Below are 15,886 nucleotides of genomic sequence, written 5' to 3'. Positions count from 1 at the left end.
TCGGAACCGGGACGTCCACGGACCGGTTTTCCCCCCGGGTCCCTCCGACCGGCGAAGTGTCGTGCCAGACTCCGCGAGCCCGGCCTGATCTCCACGACGAAAGACCCTGGGGGCCTGCATGACCGCCACCGATCCGTACACCGTCCGGCTCGCGCCGGGCGTCCACGCCTACGTCCAGCCGGACGGCGGCTGGTGCCTGAACAACGCGGGGTTCGTCACCGACGGCGACTCCACCCTCCTCGTCGACACGGCGGCGACGCTGCCGCGGGCGCACGCGCTGCGCGCGGCCGTGCTCGCAGCCGGGGCGCCGCTCCCCCGTACCGTCGTCAACACCCACCATCACGGGGACCACACCTACGGCAACAGTGTCTTCCGGCCGGACGCCGTGCTGATCGGGCACGACGCCTGCCGCAGTGAAGTGCTCGCCGCCGGGCGCCAGTTGCACGTGGTGTGGCCGGGGACCGATTTCGGCGAGGTCGAGATCACCCCGCCCGAGCTGACCTACGGCGACCGGCTGACCGTCCAGGTGGGCGGGGTCGAGGTCCGGCTGATCCATCCGGGGGTGGCGCACACCATCGGGGACACGATCGTGCACCTTCCCGGGCAGCGGATCGTCTTCACCGGCGACCTGATCTTCCAGGGCGGCACGCCGTTCCTCGCGATGGGCTCGGTCAGCGGTTCGCTGCGCGCCCTGGACGTGCTGCGCGGTCTCGGCGCGGAGACGGTCGTCCCCGGCCACGGCCCGGTCACCGATCCGTCCGCCTTCGACGCGACGGAGCGCTATCTGCGTTTCGTCTCCGGGATCGCCGAGGAGGGACACGCCAAGGGGATCAGCCCGCTGGAGACCGCCCGGCAGACGGATCTGGGGGAGTTCGCGGGGCTGCGGGAGCGCGAGCGACTGGTCGCGAATCTGCACCGCGCCTACGCCGAGCTGGACGGACTGCCCGAGGGTTCGCCGCTCGACCCGCTGCTCGTCTTCGGCGACATGACGGCGATGAACGGCGGTGTGCCGGTGGCCTGCCACGCATAGGACCGACCCGGGGGTGGACGACATACCGACTGGTCGGCATGATGGGGCGGGACGGTTCGGCGAACGGTCGCGCGGGCCGTTCCGCCCCTACGCACGGAGGTGCACCATGAGCACAGTCCACCCACCAGGAATCGACCCCGAGGCGCTGCGCGGTCACCTCGACCGCGAGCGGCCCGGACTGGTGCGCGGACCGCTCAGTGCCCGGCTGATCGAGGGCGGCCGGTCCAATCTGACCTATGCGGTCACGGACGGCTCCGGCCGCTGGGTCGTGCGCAGGCCGCCGCTGGGGCACGTACTGGCCACCGCCCACGACATGCGGCGCGAGCACCGGGTGATCAGCGCGCTGCACCCGACCGGTGTGCCGGTGCCGGAGCCGGTGCTGCTGTGCGAGGACGAGTCGGTCATCGGATCGCCTTTCTACGTCATGGAGTTCGTCGAAGGAACCCCGTACCGCAGCGCCGACCAGCTCGCCCCCCTCGGCGCCGAGCGCACCCGGGCGGCGGTCCTCGGACTGGTCGACACGCTCGTCGATCTGCACGCCGTCGATCCCCGGGCCGTGGGCCTGGGCGACTTCGGCCGCCCCGACGGCTTCCTCGACCGGCAGCTGCGCCGCTGGGGCAAGCAGCTCGACGCCTCGCGCAACCGTGAACTCGCGGGCATCGACGAGCTGCACGCCGCGCTCGGACGCGAGCTGCCGCGCTCCCCCGCCCCCACCGTGGTGCACGGCGACTACCGGCTGGACAACGTCCTGCTCGGTGACGACGACCGGATCAACGCGATCCTTGACTGGGAGATGTCGACGCTCGGCGATCCGCTCACCGACCTCGGCCTGCTGGTGATGTACAGCTCCGACCTGGGCATCCCGGATTCCCCCGTCTCCACCACGAGTGGCGCCCCCGGCCACCCCTCCCCCGCCGAGCTCGTCGAGCGCTACGCGGCCCGCTCCGGCCGGGACACCTCCGCCATCGCCTGGTACACGGCGTTCGCCTGGTTCAAGCTCGCCGTGATCCTGGAGGGCATCCACTACCGGTACACCCTCGGGCAGACCGTCGGCGCCGGCTTCGACCGGATCGGCGACCTGGTCCCGGCCTTCATCCAGCACGGCCTCATCACCCTCCAGGAAGGCTGAACACCCCATGGACTTCGCATTCGACGCGCGCACCGAAGAGCTGCGCGCCAGGCTCCTCGCCTTCATGGACGAGCACGTCCTGCCCGCCGAGGCCGTCGCCCACGAGCAGCGGCAGCTCCTCACGTCGCCCTGGGACACCCCGGCCGTGGTGGAGGAGTTGAAGGCGGAGGCGCGCAGGCAGGGCCTGTGGAACCTCTTCCTGCCGGACGAGCGGTACGGCGCGGGGCTCACCAACCTCCAGTACGCCCCGCTCGCCGAAATCACCGGCCGCTCCCCGCACTTGGCGCCCACCGCGCTGAACTGCGCGGCCCCCGACACCGGCAACATGGAGGTGCTGGCCCAGTTCGCCACCGAGCAGCAGAAGAAGCAGTGGCTGGAACCGCTGCTGGCCGGTGAGATCCGTTCGGCCTTCGCGATGACCGAGCCCGAGGTGGCCTCGTCGGACGCGACGAACATCGAGACGCGCATCGTGCGGGACGGCGACGACTACGTCATCAACGGCCGCAAGTGGTACATCTCCGGGGCGATGAACCCGGACTGCAAGATCTTCATCGTGATGGGCAAGACCGACCCGGACAGCGCGGACGTCCGCCGTCAGCAGTCGATGATCCTGGTGCCGCGCGACACCCCGGGGCTCGAAGTCCGCCGCGCCATGCAGGTGTACGGCTACGAGGACCACTCCCACGGCGGCCATGCCGAGGTGGTCCTCCACGACGTACGGGTCCCCGCGTCGCATCTGATCGGCGAGGAGGGCGGCGGCTTCGCCATCGCCCAGGCCCGGCTGGGCCCCGGCCGGATCCACCACTGCATGCGGCTGATCGGCATGGCCGAGCGGGCCATCGAGCTGATGTGCCGCCGCGCGGTGTCCCGTACGGCGTTCGGCAAGCCGCTGGCCCAGCAGGGCGTCGTGCAGAACTGGATCGCGGACGCGCGCGTCACGGTCGAGCAGCTGCGCCTCCTGGTGCTGAAGACGGCCTGGCTGATGGACACCGTGGGCAACCGCGGCGCGCACACCGAGATCCAGTCCATCAAGATCGCCACACCGCGGGCGGTCATCGACATCATCGACAACGCGGTACAGCTGTACGGGGCGGGCGGCGTGAGCCAGGACTTCCCGCTGGCCGAACTGTGGGCGGGAGCACGGACGTTGAGGCTGGCGGACGGCCCCGACGAGGTGCACCAGCGCTCGCTGGCCCGGCGGGAACTCAAGAAGTACCTGTAGCGGCGCGGCGGGGGCGCTACGGCCGGGTGCCCCCGCGCGTCACGGCCGCAGCGCCCGCAGCAGCAGATCGGCCAGCTGGTCCGCCAGCTGCTGCGGCGTGAGCGGCCCGTCCGGCCGGTACCACGTCGACAGGTGGTGGACCGACCCGAAGTGGTAGTCCACGACCAGGTCCGCGGAGATACCGGTCGAGAAGACCCCGGTGCGCTGGCCCTCCTCGACCAGCGCGCGGAACCGCTCGTGGTAGCGGCGCCGTTCCACCCGGACCTGCTTGTTCTTCTCCGGGCTCAGATGGTGCATCGAGCGGAAGAAGATCGCCGCGTCGTCCAGGTTGTCGATGGTCGTCACGACGACGTCGGCCGCCGCTTCGCGCAGCCGCTGCTCGACCGGGGCGTCCGCGTCGGCGAAGGCGTCGAGCCGCTCCTGCTGGAGCCGCAGCACCCGGGCGTAGACCTCCTGGAGCAGGTCCTCCTTGGAGCCGAAGTAGTGGTAGAGGGCGCCCTTGGTGACGCCGGCTGCCTCCACGATCTCCTGGACGGACGTCCGGTCGTACCCGCGCTCGGCGAAGAGCCGGGTGGCGGCGGCCAGCAGCCTCTGGGGGACGGGGGTGCCGTTCCCGTCGGTCGTCCTGGCTGCCATGGCCGCCACCTTCCTTCTGTGCCTGTGCTGTCGTGCCTGTGCTGTCGTGCCTGTGCTGGTGCTGGTCGTGCGGTGAGCCCCGCGCGACCGTGAGCCTCGTCAGTGCCGGGAACGCAGTTCCCGCCTGAGGATCTTCCCACTCGTGGTCTTCGGCAGCTCCGGCAGGATCTCGACCTCCCGGGGGTACTTGTACGCGGCGAGCCGCTCCTCGCAGTACGCGCCGAGGTCCTCGGGCGCCACGGTCGCGCCCGGCCGCAGGCTCACGTAGGCCTTGACCGATTCCCCGCGGTAGGCGTCGGGGACGCCCACGACGGCCGCCTCGCGCACGGCCGGGTGCGTGTAGAGCACGTCCTCGACCTCGCGCGGCCAGACCTTGAAGCCGGATGCGTTGATCATGTCCTTCTTGCGGTCCACGACGTAGAGCCAGCCGTCGCCGTCCATGAAACCGATGTCGCCGGTGCGCAGTTCCCCGTCCGGGAACGCCTCGGCGGTGGCCTCGGGGCGACCCCAGTAGCCGGGGACCACCTGCGGGCCGCGCACCACGATCTCGCCCTGCTCGCCGAAGGGGACCTCGCCGCCCTGCGCGTCGACGATCCGTACGACCGTGTCCGGTCCGGGGACACCCACCGACAGGGTGCCGGAGACCGGGTCGACCGGGGCCTCCTTCTCGGGCGGGACCGAGGCGCAGGGGGCGGTGCACTCGGTGAGTCCGTAGCCGTTGCGGAGGTACGGGCCGAAGCGCTCGCGGAACTTCTCCACCAGTGCGGGCGGCAGCGGGGCGCCGCCCGACGAGATGACGGCGAAGGAGGCGAAGTGGTCAGGGGTGGCCGCCGGGTCGGCGGCGAGCGCCATGAAGGCCGTCGACGGGCCGACGGTGTACGCGGGCCGGTGTTCGGCGAAGGCGTCGAGCACCACGCCGGGGTGGAAGCGGTAGGCGAGGACCAGGGTGCCCGCGTTGGTGAGGCACGCGGCGAGTTCGCAGACCATGCCGGTGATGTGGAAGAGCGGCGCGAGCGCGAAGTAGGCCGAGCCCTCCGCGACGGGGTGGCCGGTGCGCTGGCGCTCGGCGTTGACCATGATGTTGGCGTGGGTGTTCATGGCGCCCTTGGGGGCGCCGCTGGTACCCGAGGTGTAGCTGATCAGCGCGGTGTCGGTGGTGAGCGGATCGCGGTCGGCGGGGGCCGCGGCGCCGGCGCGGGCGACCGCCACCAGGTCGTCGGTGTCCGCGGGCCGCGGCAGCCGCTCGAAGCCCAGGACACGTTCGTCGTCGCGGGTCTGCAGGTCGCGCTCGCAGGCGGTGAGCGCGAACCGGAGCGCGGAGGCCGCCGCGGTCTCCCTGAGGTACCCCTCCCAGGCGCGGTCGGAGCAGATCAGCGCGGTGACCCCGGCGTCCCGCAGGACGTGAGCGACCTCGCCGGACTTGTACATCGGGTTGAGCGGGACGACGACCGCGCCGGCCTTCCAGGCGCCGAGCAGCGCGAGCACGAAGTGTGGGGTGTTCTGCAGCATGATCGCGACCCGGTCGCCGCGGCGCAGGCCCTTCGCCACGAGATGCCCGGCGACCGAGTCGGAGAGCCGGTCGGTCTCGCGGTAGGTCAGCCGTCCGTCGAAGTAGGCGAGGGCCGGGTGGCCCGGCGCGCGGGCCGCACTGGCGCGGAAGGCGTGCACCACACTGGCCGCCGGGTGCACGGGGCGCCGCTGGGCCTCGCTGAGCTGCGCGAGCCAGGGTCGGGCCGCGTACCCGGAGGCGTTCACTGCCCGGCCTCCCACTTCTGCTGGAGGTGGTTCATCCCGCCGATCCACCGGTCGGGGTCGGCGGCCCGCGCCTGGTAGTACTCGGCGACCTCGGGGTGCGGCAGTACCAGGAAGCGGTCCTCGGCGATGGCGTCGAAGAGCGCGTCGGCGACCTCGGCGGGCTCGATCGCCGTCGGCGCCAGCACCAGTTCGCCCGCCGATCCGGCCGAGGTCAGCATGTCGGTGCGCACCCCCTGCGGGCAGATCGCGTGGACCTTCAGACCGCGGTGGCGGTAGGTGAGGGAGAGCCATTCGGCGAAGGCGAGCGCGCCGTGCTTGGTGACGCTGTACGGGGCCGCCCCGATCATCGTCAGCAGCCCGGCGGCGGACACCGTGGAGACGAACCGGCCCTCACCGCGCTCCAGCCAGTCGGGCAACAGCGCGCGGGCTGCCCGGACATGGGCCATGACATTGACGTCCCAGGCCGAGGCCCACACGGACTCGTCGGCGAAGGGGTCGCCGGGTGAGCCGAGGCCCGCGTTGGCGCAGTAGATGTCGACCCGGCCGCCGAGTGCGGCACGGGCGGCCTCCACCACCGTCGAGGCATCGCCGGGAACGGCCGTGGCGCCGAGTTCGGCGGCCACCGCTGCGGCCTTCCCGGCATCCAGGTCGTTGACCACGACCCTGGCTCCCTCCGCGGTGAATCTGCGGGCCAGCGCGGCGCCGATACCGCCGCCCGCTCCCGTCACCACGACACCCGCGCCGTCGACCGTACCCATCGGGACCTGCCTCTCCGTTGAATGCACCAGCAGACTAACCAGTCGGTATGTCACAGGGGAAGGGGTGCGGGCTAGCCTGCGTGCCCATGACAGTCGGCGAGATCATGGAGGTAGCGCGATGAACTTGTCCAGGCGGGGACTGCTGGCCGCGGGCGGCGCCGTGGGGATGGTGGCGGCCACGCCGGGGGCGGCCTCGGCCGACCCCGCGCGCGGCCGGGTGCGTACCGGTTTCGACCGGCTGGCCGCCGACGGCTACGGCCTGCTCGACGGGCAGCGGGTCGGCATCGTCACCAACCCGACCGGGATCACCCACGACGTCCGGCACATCGTCGATGTCATGCACGCCGACAAGCGGGTGAAGCTGACCGCCGTCTTCGGTCCGGAGCACGGGTTCCGCGGCACGGCCCAGGCCGGCGGCTCCGAGGGGCGCTACGACGACCCGGCGACCGGCTTGCCGGTCTACGACACGTACACCAGGAGCGGCAGCGCCCTCGCGGACATCTTCACCGCGTCGGGCGTGGACACGGTCGTCTTCGACATCCAGGACGCGGGCGCCCGCTTCTACACGTACATCTGGACGCTGTACGACTGCATGGAGGCGGCGGCGCTCGCGGGCAAGCGGTTCGTGGTGCTCGACCGTCCGAACCCGGTCACCGGCCGGGCGGCCCTCGGCCCCGTGCTGCACAAGGAGTTCGCGACGTTCGTCGGGCGCAAGCCCATCTCCCAGGCCCACGGCATGACGGTGACGGAGCTGGCCCGGCTGTTCAACGGTGAGTTCCTGGCCGAGCCGGTGCGGCTGGAGACCGTGTCCATGTCGGGCTGGCGGCGCGGCGACTTCTTCGACGCGACGGGACTGCCCTGGGTGCCGCCGAGCCCCAACATGCCGACACCCGACACCGCCCTGGTGTACTCGGGGACCTGTCTCTTCGAGGGCACGAACCTCTCCGAGGGGCGGGGTACCACCCGGCCGTTCGAACTGCTGGGCGCCGAGGGCATCGACCGCCGGTGGGCGGAGGCGGCGCGGGCGCTGGAGCTGCCCGGGGTCACCTTCCGTGAGGCGTACTTCGCGCCGACGTTCTCGAAGTTCGCGGGCAAGACCGTCGGTGGCGTCCAACTCCACGTGCAGGACCGCGAGTTGTTCGACCCGGTGCGTACGGCGATCGGCCTGCTGGTGACGGCGAAGAAGGTCTGGGACGGGTTCGCCTGGCGGCCCGACAACTGGATCGACACCCTCACGGGCTCCACCGCGGTCCGCACGATGATCGACGCGGGCGCGTCCACCGACGAGGTGGTGGGAGCCTGGCAGGGCGAGCTGGCCGCCTTCCGCGCCGTACGGAAGAGGTACCTGACGTACCGCTGACCGGCCCCCCACACCGGCGAACTGCCGCGGGCCGGACCGGAGTTCCCGGCCCGGCCCGCGGACTACTGTTCCCGGACTCCCCTAGCGGTGCGAGGGGAACTCCACGACCTGCTGGTACGTGGGCCGGTTCTGCCAGGTGATCGGCCAGAACTGGAGCCCGCCCAGCGGACGCTGGATGATCGCGTCCGAGCACCACTGGTCACCGGCGGAGCAACTGGCGTCGCCGGGGTAGACCTGGGCCGGGGTCTTGGCCGCGGCCTGGGTGAGGGTGTCGAGCAGGATGTCGCGGCACCCGCTCAGGTCGCCTCCCCCGCAGTACGTCTTGGCCAGTCCGCCCTTGACCGGACGGCCCAGCACCGTGCGGATGTCCTTGTCGACATAGCTCCACCAGCCGTACTGGAAGGCCGATCCGGCGTGCGCCCCGGTGGGCCCGTGTCCGGCCGAGGGGGACTCGTCGGTGCTGAGGTTGGCGGTGAGCGCCGAGTAGAGATCGTCACCGAGGCCCGGCTTGAACTCGGCCTCGACGAGCAGCGGCCACCAGGCGTCCATGATCCGCACCGCGTCCGGGTGGGTGTAGACGTGCGAACTCTGGGCGTTCTCCTTGCGCTGGCTCCCGTCGGACACCCAGGCTTCCAGCTGCTCGACGGCCTTGGCCTGCGCCGGGTCGGTGACCGGCTTGCTCCGTACGACGTCCAGCAGTTCGGGCAGGACGTCCTCGCCGCGCAGATCGGTGACGGCCGCCGTACCCATGGCGCGGGTCAGATCGGCACGGGTCACGCCGCCCTTGGCGACGAGTTTCGCCACCCGGTCACCGAGCAGGTCGACCCGGTGCACCGAGCCGTTGCCGAACCCGGCGGACGTGAAGTCCTTGGCCTGCTTGTTGTTCCAGGAGACGTAGTAGTCCTGGCCGACGGACTGCGGGTGCTCGGCGGCCGGGGTCACGTCGGTGGTGTGCTTGTCGGGGTCGAAACCCTTCCACTCGTAGGCCGGTTCGGCCAGCACGGGCAGCGAGGCGTCCACACCGGCGGCGCGCACCGGGTTCATGCCGCTGTTGAAGTACGCGGCCTGACGGGAGTCCGCGTAGAACCAGTTGAAGGTGTAGCCGACGTGGTCGGCGGCCTCCTGGAAGGTCTTCGCGTCCTTCACGTACGACGGGTCGTTCATCATCTGGAAGCCGACGACCGAGTCGGCCTCGTGCTGGTACGTGCTGCGCAGCGAGGTGTAGGCGACGGGTTTGCCGCCCACGGTGGCCCGGTGCGTCACGATGCCGTACTTGGTCCGGTAGACCTGCATCCGGTACGAGCCCGCCGCCGTGGAGTCGGCGACCGTGGGCGACCAGGAGTTGGTCCGCTCCATCTTCTCCATCGGCGTGCAGACGCCGTGGTAGAGGTAGTGGGTGTCGTCCTGGCACAGCTCGACGGCGAAGGTGTCGGTGATGTCCTGACCCGCCGAGGTGGCGCTCCAGGCGTAGTCCTGGCCGCGGCCCAGCTGGACGTACATGCCGACACCGGCGAACGAGGCACCGCGGGCACTGATCCCGGGACCCTGGATCTCCTGGAGCATCAGCAGCTGCGGCAGGAAGTACCCGGTCTGCGGGCCGAACACGGCGATGGGGTTCCCGCTCGCGGTGTGCTGACCGGAGACCACGAGGGCGTTGGACATGCCCTTCTTGCTGCTGAACAGATGGGCGGGCAGCACTCCGTCGTCGTACATGCCCTGGACCGGCTTGAGCTTCTTCGGGGCGTTCACCGGGGTCTTGGCGTCGGTCTTGGCGCCGCCCACCTGGTCGTAGATCAGCGGTTCGGACTTGACCGAGCCCGGGTCCGGCATGGCCGTGCCCTTCGGGTCGGCCGGCTTCTCCGCGTAGGGGAAGCTGGTGCCGTCGTGGACGGTGAGGGTCGCCTCCGGGTCGTTGCGCTCCCGGAAGGACTCCCAGACCTTGCTGCCCTCGGTGACGCCGTACTTCTGCTGCGCGGAGAGCAGCGAGAGCGCGGCCTGGACCTCGCCGCCCCCGCCACCGCCGAAGAGTCCGCCGACGACCGAGGCGAGCGCGATCATGTCGGTGATCTTGAACGGCTCGATCTCACCGGCGTTGGTGATGGCGTCGATCTTCCCGGTGAGGACGTACTCACCGGGGAAGTAGCGGCCGTCCTTGGCCTTCTGCCGGTAGTCGTTGATGCCGTCCACGTACGCCTGGGCGTCCTCCATGGCCTGCTTGCCGCGCGCACTCCCGGCGGCGATGCGGTCGGCCTGGTCCTGGAGGTCCTGCTCGGTGTACGGGGCCTGCGGCCAGAACTCCTGCTCCAGGCCCTGGTTGGCGGGCGCACCACCGGCGAACGAGGTGAGTTCGCCGCGCCCGATGTGCCGGAAGAGGTCCATCAGCCAGAGCCGGTCCTGCCCGGCCGCGTAGCCGGCGCCGAACTCGGTTCCGTACCGCGTGGTGCCCTTGATGTGGGGCACCCCGGTCTTCTTGTCCCGGGTGATGGTGACGTCGTTGCGCGGTGCGGTGACCGAGGCGACCTGATCGGCGGGCACCCCGAACGAGGCGTCGTTGAAGAAGTTGCTGAGCGTCGCGTCCGTGAGGGACGGGGCGCCCGCGGGCAGCGCGTCGTACGGTCCGAGCTGGTCGGCGCTGTGGTCCGGGCGGGTGCCGAACGCACGGTTGCCGAGGATGTCGGCGAGGGTGGCGTTGCCGTTCTCGCCGGGCGGCATGATGTCGTTGCACTGGTTGTTGCAGTAGTCGGTGACGGGGTCCGCGGCCGCGGCGGTCGCCTGCGGCAGCGGTGTCATCAGGCCCGCGCCCAGTGCGAACACCGCTACAGCGATGGCAGTTCTGAGTTTTCCGGTACGACGTCGCATGCATGCTCCTGAAGGGGAAGCGGATTCGACGGACGTTACTGGCGAAGTGACCCGCCAGTAAGGTGAACATGCGTCACCTTTTCCGAATCACCACACGGGTTCCAGGGAAGGCGCATCGACCGAGGACAGTCATCGGAAATTCGATGGAGCCGAATCGGGTAGTCGTACGTCCACTACATGACGCCGATGTATCAGCGACGGAGGTGGCAGTGCGATGGCCGGTTTCCGGAGTCTCGCGAGACAGGTGCGCGACCCGCACCACGATCTGGCCCTGCGGAGGTATTCGCTGCGCAAGTGCCTGGAGAGGTTTGCCCCTTACGGACACCGGGCGACCTGGGACCATCTGTGTGCCAGGCACCGGATCGAGCCCGAGGACCGGGCACCCGACCCGGCGCGGCTGATGGCCGCACTCGACGAACTGGAGGAGGCACGGGCCGTCTGGCTCGCCTACGAGGCGGAGTTCGCGGAGCGCCGCAAGCGGGAGAAGCACGACGGCCTGCGCAGTCCCGGCGCCTTCGACGACTGGCACCGGCAGACCTGGGGCGGGTGCGGTGTCGCCTGGTGCGGGGACCCCGCGGTGCACCCTTCCCGGCCGCTGGCGGAGGTATTGCGGCGGCTGATTTCCGCCCTCCGGGGGGAACCCGCGACGGCCTGCCCGGTGTGCGCCGAGAAAACGATCACCTGGACCCCGGGGTCCGCCAGGCAGCCGTGGACCGGCCCGGTCTGCACCCGCTGCGGGATCCTGGTGCCCCAGCCGGTCCTCACCCCGGTCGCACTGGCCCGCGCCAGGAAGAACCGGCACACGGAACTCGCCTCGGCGGCCTGAACACCCGGGCGGCCAGGGACTTCCGGGCGGTCCGCGGCTTCCGGGGCGTCCGGATCTACGGGTGGTCAGGGGCTACGGCGGTCAGGGGCTACGGGCGGTCAGGGCTTCGCGGACACCCCGGGGAGCAGCCTCGATCCGACGATCCGGTCGCCGACGACGTCGTCCGGGTTGGACAGCACACAGTTCTCCAGCGACAGACAGCCGCAGCCGATGCAGTCCGTGAGGTGGTCGCGGAGCCGGCCGAGCTGATCGATGCGCTGGTCGAGTTCGGAGCGCCAGGCGGCGGAGAGCCGCGCCCAGTCCTCACGGGTGGGGGTGCGCTCGTCGGGCAGTTCCGCGAGCGCCTTCCTGATCGTGGCGAGCGGGATACCGACACGCTGTGCCGCGCGTACGAAGGCGACCCGGCGCAGCGCGTCACGGCTGTAGCGGCGCTGGTTGCCGCTCGTCCTGCGGCTGCTGATCAGGCCCTTGGTCTCGTAGAAGTGCAGGGCGGAGACGGCGGCCCCGCTGCGCGCGGAGAGCTGGCCGACCGTGAGTTCATGGATCTTCTCTGGAATCTGCGGCACTCATCGAACCCTACTGCCCGCGGCCAAACGGCCGGTCGTTGACAGGAACCGGCGCACCCGACGATGCTGAGCAAGCGCTTGGACACTCCGTCGGGAAGGCAGGACCACGAACATGGCAGAGCCGAGGATCTTCACATCCGCCGAGGAACTGCGCGCCGGGGTCGGCGAGCAGTTGGGGCAGAGCGAGTGGCTGCAGATCGACCAGAAGCGGATCGACCTCTTCGCCGACGCCACCGGGGACCACCAGTGGATCCACGTGGATCCGGTGAAGGCCGCGGACGGTCCGTTCGGGACGACGATCGCGCACGGGTACCTCACGCTGTCGCTGCTGCCCACCTTCGTTCCGCAGATCCTCCGGGTCGAGGGCATGAAGATGGGCATCAACTACGGCACCAACAAGGTGCGCTTCCCGGCCACCGTGCCGGTCGGTTCACGGCTGCGGGCGACCGCGGTCCTCACCGATGTGTCCGAGGCGGGCGGGGGCGTGCAGGTGACCGCAGCCGTCACGGTCGAGCGCGAGGGCAGCGAGAAGCCGGTGTGCGTGGCGGAGTCGGTGTCCCGCTACTACTTCTGAACCGGGACTGCTCCTGTGTCCGCACTGCTACTGGGCCAGGGCTACTTCCGGGCCCGGTCCGGGGCCGTGACCATGCGCAGGACGAGGTCGGCGTAGAACACGCCGACCTCGTCGGGCGTGCTGCGTCCTTCGACGTTGAACCAGCGCGCCACATCGATGCAGAGCGAGAGCACGGCCAGCGCGGTGCCGGGGACGTAGGGCACGTCGAACTCCCCTGTCCGCACCCCGTCGTCGATGATCCGGCGCACCGCGTCGTCGCTGCGCCTGCGCAGTCCGACGATCTCCGTGCGGTGCTCGTCACCCAGCGCGTCGAGCTCGTACTGCACGACGCGCGCCGTCATGTGGTGCCCGGCGTGCCACCGGACGAAGGAGCGGACGGCCGCGGCTAGCCGCTCGCTGGGGGTGCCGTCGCCGTCCGCCGCCGTCTCCAGGATCTCCAGCGCCTTCTCGTGGCCGATCCGGCTGATCCGGTGGAGCAGCTCTTCCTTGGTCTTGTAGTGGATGTAGAGCGCGGCCGGGCTCATCCCGGCCCGGCCCGCGATGTCACGTGTGGTCGTCGCGTGGTAGCCGCGTTCGGCGAAGGCCTCGACGGCGGCGACGAGCAGCCGCCTGGCAGCTTCGGGACCGACCTCGGCCCACGGCTGATCGTCGCCGCGGGCCGTCTCCTCCGCCGTGCTCATTGCTCGCTCCTCCACCCGTGACGCAGTCCGGCGCACCGCTGGTACAGCTCCGGTGCAGGATCCACACCCTACCCCGAGGGTGAGCAAGCGCTTAGAAACAGGCGTCAGAGCTTCTGGAACGGGTCGTGCTCGGCCAGCAGCTTCTCCAGCCGGGCCTGGTCGACGCGGGTCACGATCTGCCCGGCCTCCTGCCGGTCCCTGATGATCTTGGCGAGGGTGAAGGCGGACGTCGTGAGATAGAGCAGCCCGAGACCGAGGAAGGCCCGCACCCAGACATCGACGTCCAGGTTCAGGATCCCCAGGGCCATCGCGGCCAGCGCGATCCCGAAGGAGGCGACGGCCTGCCCGAAGTACGCGGCGGTGTTCTGCGGCTTGACCGGTGTGTCACTCATACCGCCAGCATCGGCGGACGCGCCCGGTGCCACATCCGCCCGGATACTCAGGCCGCGTACTCAGGCCTGGCGGTCAGGCCTGGCGGTCAGCCCTGATGATCAGCCCTGGTGGTCAGAACGCGGAAACCCCGGTCAGCGCACGGCCGATGACGAGCTTCTGGATCTGGCTGGTGCCCTCGTACAGCGTCATCACCCGGGCGTCGCGCAGCAGCTTGCCCACCGGGTACTCGTCGATGTAGCCGTAACCGCCGAAGACCTGGAGGGCGTTGTTCGCGGCCCGTACGGCGGCCTCCGAAGCGAAGAGTTTCGCCTTGGACGACTCGGTGGCGAACGGCTCCCCCCGGTCGATCAGATCGGCGACCCGCCAGGTCAGCAGTCGGGCGGCGTCCACATCCACCGCGATGTCGGTGATCAGCTCCTGGACGAGTTGGTGGTGGGCGATGGTCCTGCCGAACTGCTCGCGTTCGGTCGCGTACGCCACCGCGCAGTCGAGCGCCGCCTGCGCGATGCCCACACAGCCCGCGGCCACCGACATCCGCCCCTTCGCCAGCGCGGACATCGCGACCGAGAAGCCCTTGCCCTCGGGGGCCAGCATCGCGGCGGCCGGGATCCGTACGTCCTCGAAGGTCAGCTCGGCGGTGGCCTGGCCGCGCAGCCCGAGCTTGCCGTGGACGGTGCGGCGGGTGAGTCCCGGAGTGTCGGTGGGGACCAGGAACGCGGACACCCCGCGGTGGCCCGGGGCGTCCGTGGAGCGTGCGAAGAGGAGCACCACATCGGCCCAGGTGCCGTTGGTGATGAACATCTTGGAGCCGTTGACGACGTAGTCGCCGCCGTCCCGGACGGCCCGTGTGGTGAGGTTCCCGGCGTCGGATCCGGTGCCCGGCTCGGTGAGGCCGAAGCAGCCGATCAGTTCGCCGGAGGTCAGGCCGGGCAGCCAGCGCCGCTTCTGCTCCTCGCTGCCCCAGTGCGCGACGGTCTTGGCCACCAGCCCCAGCGAGACCGAGACGATGCCGCGCACCGAGGAGTCGCCACGGCCCAGTTCCTCGGTGACGAGGCAGTACGAGAGGTGGTCGCCGCCGGAGCCCCCGTACTCCTCGGGGACCGTCAGCCCGAGGAAGCCCACCTCGCCGAGCTTGCGCACCAGGGAGCGGTCGACGCTCTCGGCGCGGTCCCACTCGACGACGTACGGGCTGATCTCGCGCCGTACGAAGTCCTGGGCGAGCTGCTGTACGGCGGACTGCTCCTCACTGAGCTCCAGGTTCATGGGGGCACCTCGTTTTAATTAGCACTGCTAGTTTTCAGCTGGCAGGCCCTACTATGTGCGCCATGGCCCGCCCACGCAAGCCCCTCCTCAGCAGGGAGCGCATCGTCGCGACCGCGAGCGCCCTCGTGGACTCCGAGGGGCTCGGGGCCGTCTCCACCCGTCGGCTCGCCGCCGAACTGGGGGTCAGCGGGCCCTCGCTCTACAACCACTTCCGCACCAAGGACGAGATCCTCGAAGCGGTCGCCGACGCCCTCTCCGCGCAGATCGACCTGTCGATGTTCGACGAGGACGACACCCGCGACTGGCGGACGGCGCTGCACGACTGGGCCGTCTCCTACCGGGCGGCCCTCACCGAGCACCCCAACGTGGTGCCGGTACTGGCACGGGGCCCCGGCCGCCGCCCCGCGGGGCTGCGGGTGGCCGACGCGGTGTTCGGCGCGATGGTCCGGGCGGGCTGGCCGCCCGCTCAGGCGACCTACATCGGGGCGCTGATGCGGTACTTCGTCACCGGCTCGGCGCTCGGCTCGTTCGCCCGCGGCTTCGTCGACGACGAGACGGCGTACGACCCGGCGGACTACCCGCACCTCGGGCAGGCCCATCTGCTCGCCGACCGGCAGCAGAAGGTCGACGAGGGCGCCTTCGAGACGGGGCTCAGGGCGCTGGTGGACGGCCTGGCGCTGCAGTACGAGACCGTTCGGCCCGCGCCTAAGGTTCACTGACGCACCCTGGAGGCACGGCCACCGGAGAACGTGCCCCCTCTGCCGCCGCCCGACCCTGATCCGGACGAGAGGCCCTGAGCGGTCCTGCGGAGCTCGGCCCTGGTGCGCTCGACCAC

The 15,886-nt window shown here is 70.7% G+C and carries 15 protein-coding genes; 7 read left to right on the top strand and 8 right to left on the bottom strand.

What is annotated here, in order from left to right; all coding sequences use genetic code 11:
* Positions 1 to 118 precede the first annotated feature (118 nt).
* The 3 genes from NBY69_RS23230 (at position 119) to NBY69_RS23220 (ending at position 3,381) form a co-directional block, all read left to right on the top strand.
* Entirely contained in the window at positions 119 to 1,030 is a 912-nt protein-coding gene (locus NBY69_RS23230; protein ID WP_250303233.1) for an MBL fold metallo-hydrolase, read from the top strand.
* A gap of 106 nt (positions 1,031 to 1,136) precedes the next feature.
* Positions 1,137 to 2,159 carry a phosphotransferase family protein gene (locus NBY69_RS23225; protein ID WP_250303232.1) on the top strand — a complete coding sequence of 341 codons (1,023 nt, stop codon included), beginning with the start codon at positions 1,137 to 1,139 and terminating at the stop codon, positions 2,157 to 2,159.
* Between the two features lie 7 nt (positions 2,160 to 2,166).
* Positions 2,167 to 3,381 carry an acyl-CoA dehydrogenase family protein gene (locus tag NBY69_RS23220; RefSeq protein WP_250303231.1) on the top strand — a complete coding sequence of 405 codons (1,215 nt, stop codon included), beginning with the start codon at positions 2,167 to 2,169 and terminating at the stop codon, positions 3,379 to 3,381.
* 39 nt (positions 3,382 to 3,420) lie between these two features.
* Here the strand turns inward: NBY69_RS23220 and NBY69_RS23215 are convergent, their stop codons facing one another.
* The 3 genes from NBY69_RS23215 to NBY69_RS23205 all read right to left on the bottom strand — a co-directional run bounded on the left by NBY69_RS23215 (position 3,421) and on the right by NBY69_RS23205 (position 6,530).
* Positions 3,421 to 4,017 (bottom strand): TetR/AcrR family transcriptional regulator, encoded by a 597-nt coding sequence (locus NBY69_RS23215; protein WP_250303230.1) that lies wholly within the window; start codon positions 4,015 to 4,017, stop codon positions 3,421 to 3,423.
* 99 nt (positions 4,018 to 4,116) lie between these two features.
* Positions 4,117 to 5,772 (bottom strand): class I adenylate-forming enzyme family protein, encoded by a 1,656-nt coding sequence (locus tag NBY69_RS23210; RefSeq protein WP_250303229.1) that lies wholly within the window; start codon positions 5,770 to 5,772, stop codon positions 4,117 to 4,119.
* On the bottom strand, positions 5,769 to 6,530 hold the full coding sequence (locus NBY69_RS23205; protein WP_250303228.1) for an SDR family oxidoreductase: 762 nt from the start codon (positions 6,528 to 6,530) through the stop codon (positions 5,769 to 5,771). Before NBY69_RS23205 ends, NBY69_RS23210 begins: the two co-directional genes overlap by 4 nt.
* Before the next feature lie 118 nt (positions 6,531 to 6,648).
* Here NBY69_RS23205 and NBY69_RS23200 point away from each other — a divergent pair, with 118 nt between their 5' ends.
* On the top strand, positions 6,649 to 7,890 hold the full coding sequence (locus tag NBY69_RS23200; RefSeq protein ID WP_250303227.1) for an exo-beta-N-acetylmuramidase NamZ domain-containing protein: 1,242 nt from the start codon (positions 6,649 to 6,651) through the stop codon (positions 7,888 to 7,890).
* Between the two features lie 81 nt (positions 7,891 to 7,971).
* On the opposite strand, the gene NBY69_RS23195 is transcribed toward NBY69_RS23200, so the two are convergent.
* Positions 7,972 to 10,749 (bottom strand): penicillin acylase family protein, encoded by a 2,778-nt coding sequence (locus tag NBY69_RS23195; RefSeq protein WP_250303226.1) that lies wholly within the window; start codon positions 10,747 to 10,749, stop codon positions 7,972 to 7,974.
* Between the two features lie 214 nt (positions 10,750 to 10,963).
* Between NBY69_RS23195 and NBY69_RS23190 the strand changes: the two genes are divergently transcribed.
* Positions 10,964 to 11,575 (top strand): hypothetical protein, encoded by a 612-nt coding sequence (locus tag NBY69_RS23190; RefSeq protein ID WP_250303225.1) that lies wholly within the window; start codon positions 10,964 to 10,966, stop codon positions 11,573 to 11,575.
* A 98-nt stretch (positions 11,576 to 11,673) separates the two neighbouring features.
* Here the strand turns inward: NBY69_RS23190 and soxR are convergent, their stop codons facing one another.
* Positions 11,674 to 12,141 (bottom strand): redox-sensitive transcriptional activator SoxR, encoded by a 468-nt coding sequence (gene soxR / locus NBY69_RS23185; RefSeq protein ID WP_250303224.1) that lies wholly within the window; start codon positions 12,139 to 12,141, stop codon positions 11,674 to 11,676.
* A 112-nt stretch (positions 12,142 to 12,253) separates the two neighbouring features.
* Here soxR and NBY69_RS23180 point away from each other — a divergent pair, with 112 nt between their 5' ends.
* The gene (locus tag NBY69_RS23180; RefSeq protein WP_250303223.1) at positions 12,254 to 12,715 is read left to right on the top strand and encodes a MaoC family dehydratase; all 462 of its coding nucleotides are present in this window, start codon (positions 12,254 to 12,256) and stop codon (positions 12,713 to 12,715) included.
* Positions 12,716 to 12,756: 41 nt separating this feature from the next.
* On the opposite strand, the gene NBY69_RS23175 is transcribed toward NBY69_RS23180, so the two are convergent.
* From NBY69_RS23175 to NBY69_RS23165, 3 genes are all read right to left on the bottom strand, one after another.
* Complete coding sequence (locus NBY69_RS23175; RefSeq protein ID WP_250303222.1) at positions 12,757 to 13,395, bottom strand: TetR/AcrR family transcriptional regulator; 639 nt, start codon at positions 13,393 to 13,395, stop codon at positions 12,757 to 12,759.
* A 104-nt stretch (positions 13,396 to 13,499) separates the two neighbouring features.
* Positions 13,500 to 13,787: a YiaA/YiaB family inner membrane protein gene (locus NBY69_RS23170; protein ID WP_250303221.1), complete on the bottom strand. Its 288-nt coding sequence runs from the start codon at positions 13,785 to 13,787 to the stop codon at positions 13,500 to 13,502.
* 112 nt (positions 13,788 to 13,899) lie between these two features.
* Entirely contained in the window at positions 13,900 to 15,051 is a 1,152-nt protein-coding gene (locus tag NBY69_RS23165) for an acyl-CoA dehydrogenase family protein (RefSeq protein WP_250303220.1), read from the bottom strand.
* A gap of 62 nt (positions 15,052 to 15,113) precedes the next feature.
* Here NBY69_RS23165 and NBY69_RS23160 point away from each other — a divergent pair, with 62 nt between their 5' ends.
* Complete coding sequence (locus NBY69_RS23160) at positions 15,114 to 15,770, top strand: TetR/AcrR family transcriptional regulator (protein ID WP_250303219.1); 657 nt, start codon at positions 15,114 to 15,116, stop codon at positions 15,768 to 15,770.
* Positions 15,771 to 15,886: the final 116 nt, after the last annotated feature.

The sequence above is a fragment of the Streptomyces sp. A 4/2 genome, from assembly GCF_940670765.1.
GTDB lineage: Bacteria > Actinomycetota > Actinomycetes > Streptomycetales > Streptomycetaceae > Streptomyces.
Note: the sequence above shows the minus strand (reverse complement) of the source record. Positions and strands in the feature narration are given on the sequence as shown.

Coding starts and splice junctions, on each gene's coding strand:
- NBY69_RS23230 (WP_250303233.1), top strand. CDS start 119: ATGACCGCCACCGATCCGTACACCGTCCGGCTCGCGCCGGGCGTCCAC.
- NBY69_RS23175 (WP_250303222.1), bottom strand. CDS start 13,395: ATGAGCACGGCGGAGGAGACGGCCCGCGGCGACGATCAGCCGTGGGCC.
- NBY69_RS23205 (WP_250303228.1), bottom strand. CDS start 6,530: ATGGGTACGGTCGACGGCGCGGGTGTCGTGGTGACGGGAGCGGGCGGC.
- NBY69_RS23180 (WP_250303223.1), top strand. CDS start 12,254: ATGGCAGAGCCGAGGATCTTCACATCCGCCGAGGAACTGCGCGCCGGG.
- NBY69_RS23195 (WP_250303226.1), bottom strand. CDS start 10,749: ATGCGACGTCGTACCGGAAAACTCAGAACTGCCATCGCTGTAGCGGTG.
- NBY69_RS23160 (WP_250303219.1), top strand. CDS start 15,114: ATGGCCCGCCCACGCAAGCCCCTCCTCAGCAGGGAGCGCATCGTCGCG.
- NBY69_RS23220 (WP_250303231.1), top strand. CDS start 2,167: ATGGACTTCGCATTCGACGCGCGCACCGAAGAGCTGCGCGCCAGGCTC.
- NBY69_RS23170 (WP_250303221.1), bottom strand. CDS start 13,787: ATGAGTGACACACCGGTCAAGCCGCAGAACACCGCCGCGTACTTCGGG.
- NBY69_RS23165 (WP_250303220.1), bottom strand. CDS start 15,051: ATGAACCTGGAGCTCAGTGAGGAGCAGTCCGCCGTACAGCAGCTCGCC.
- NBY69_RS23215 (WP_250303230.1), bottom strand. CDS start 4,017: ATGGCAGCCAGGACGACCGACGGGAACGGCACCCCCGTCCCCCAGAGG.
- NBY69_RS23190 (WP_250303225.1), top strand. CDS start 10,964: ATGGCCGGTTTCCGGAGTCTCGCGAGACAGGTGCGCGACCCGCACCAC.
- NBY69_RS23200 (WP_250303227.1), top strand. CDS start 6,649: ATGAACTTGTCCAGGCGGGGACTGCTGGCCGCGGGCGGCGCCGTGGGG.
- NBY69_RS23225 (WP_250303232.1), top strand. CDS start 1,137: ATGAGCACAGTCCACCCACCAGGAATCGACCCCGAGGCGCTGCGCGGT.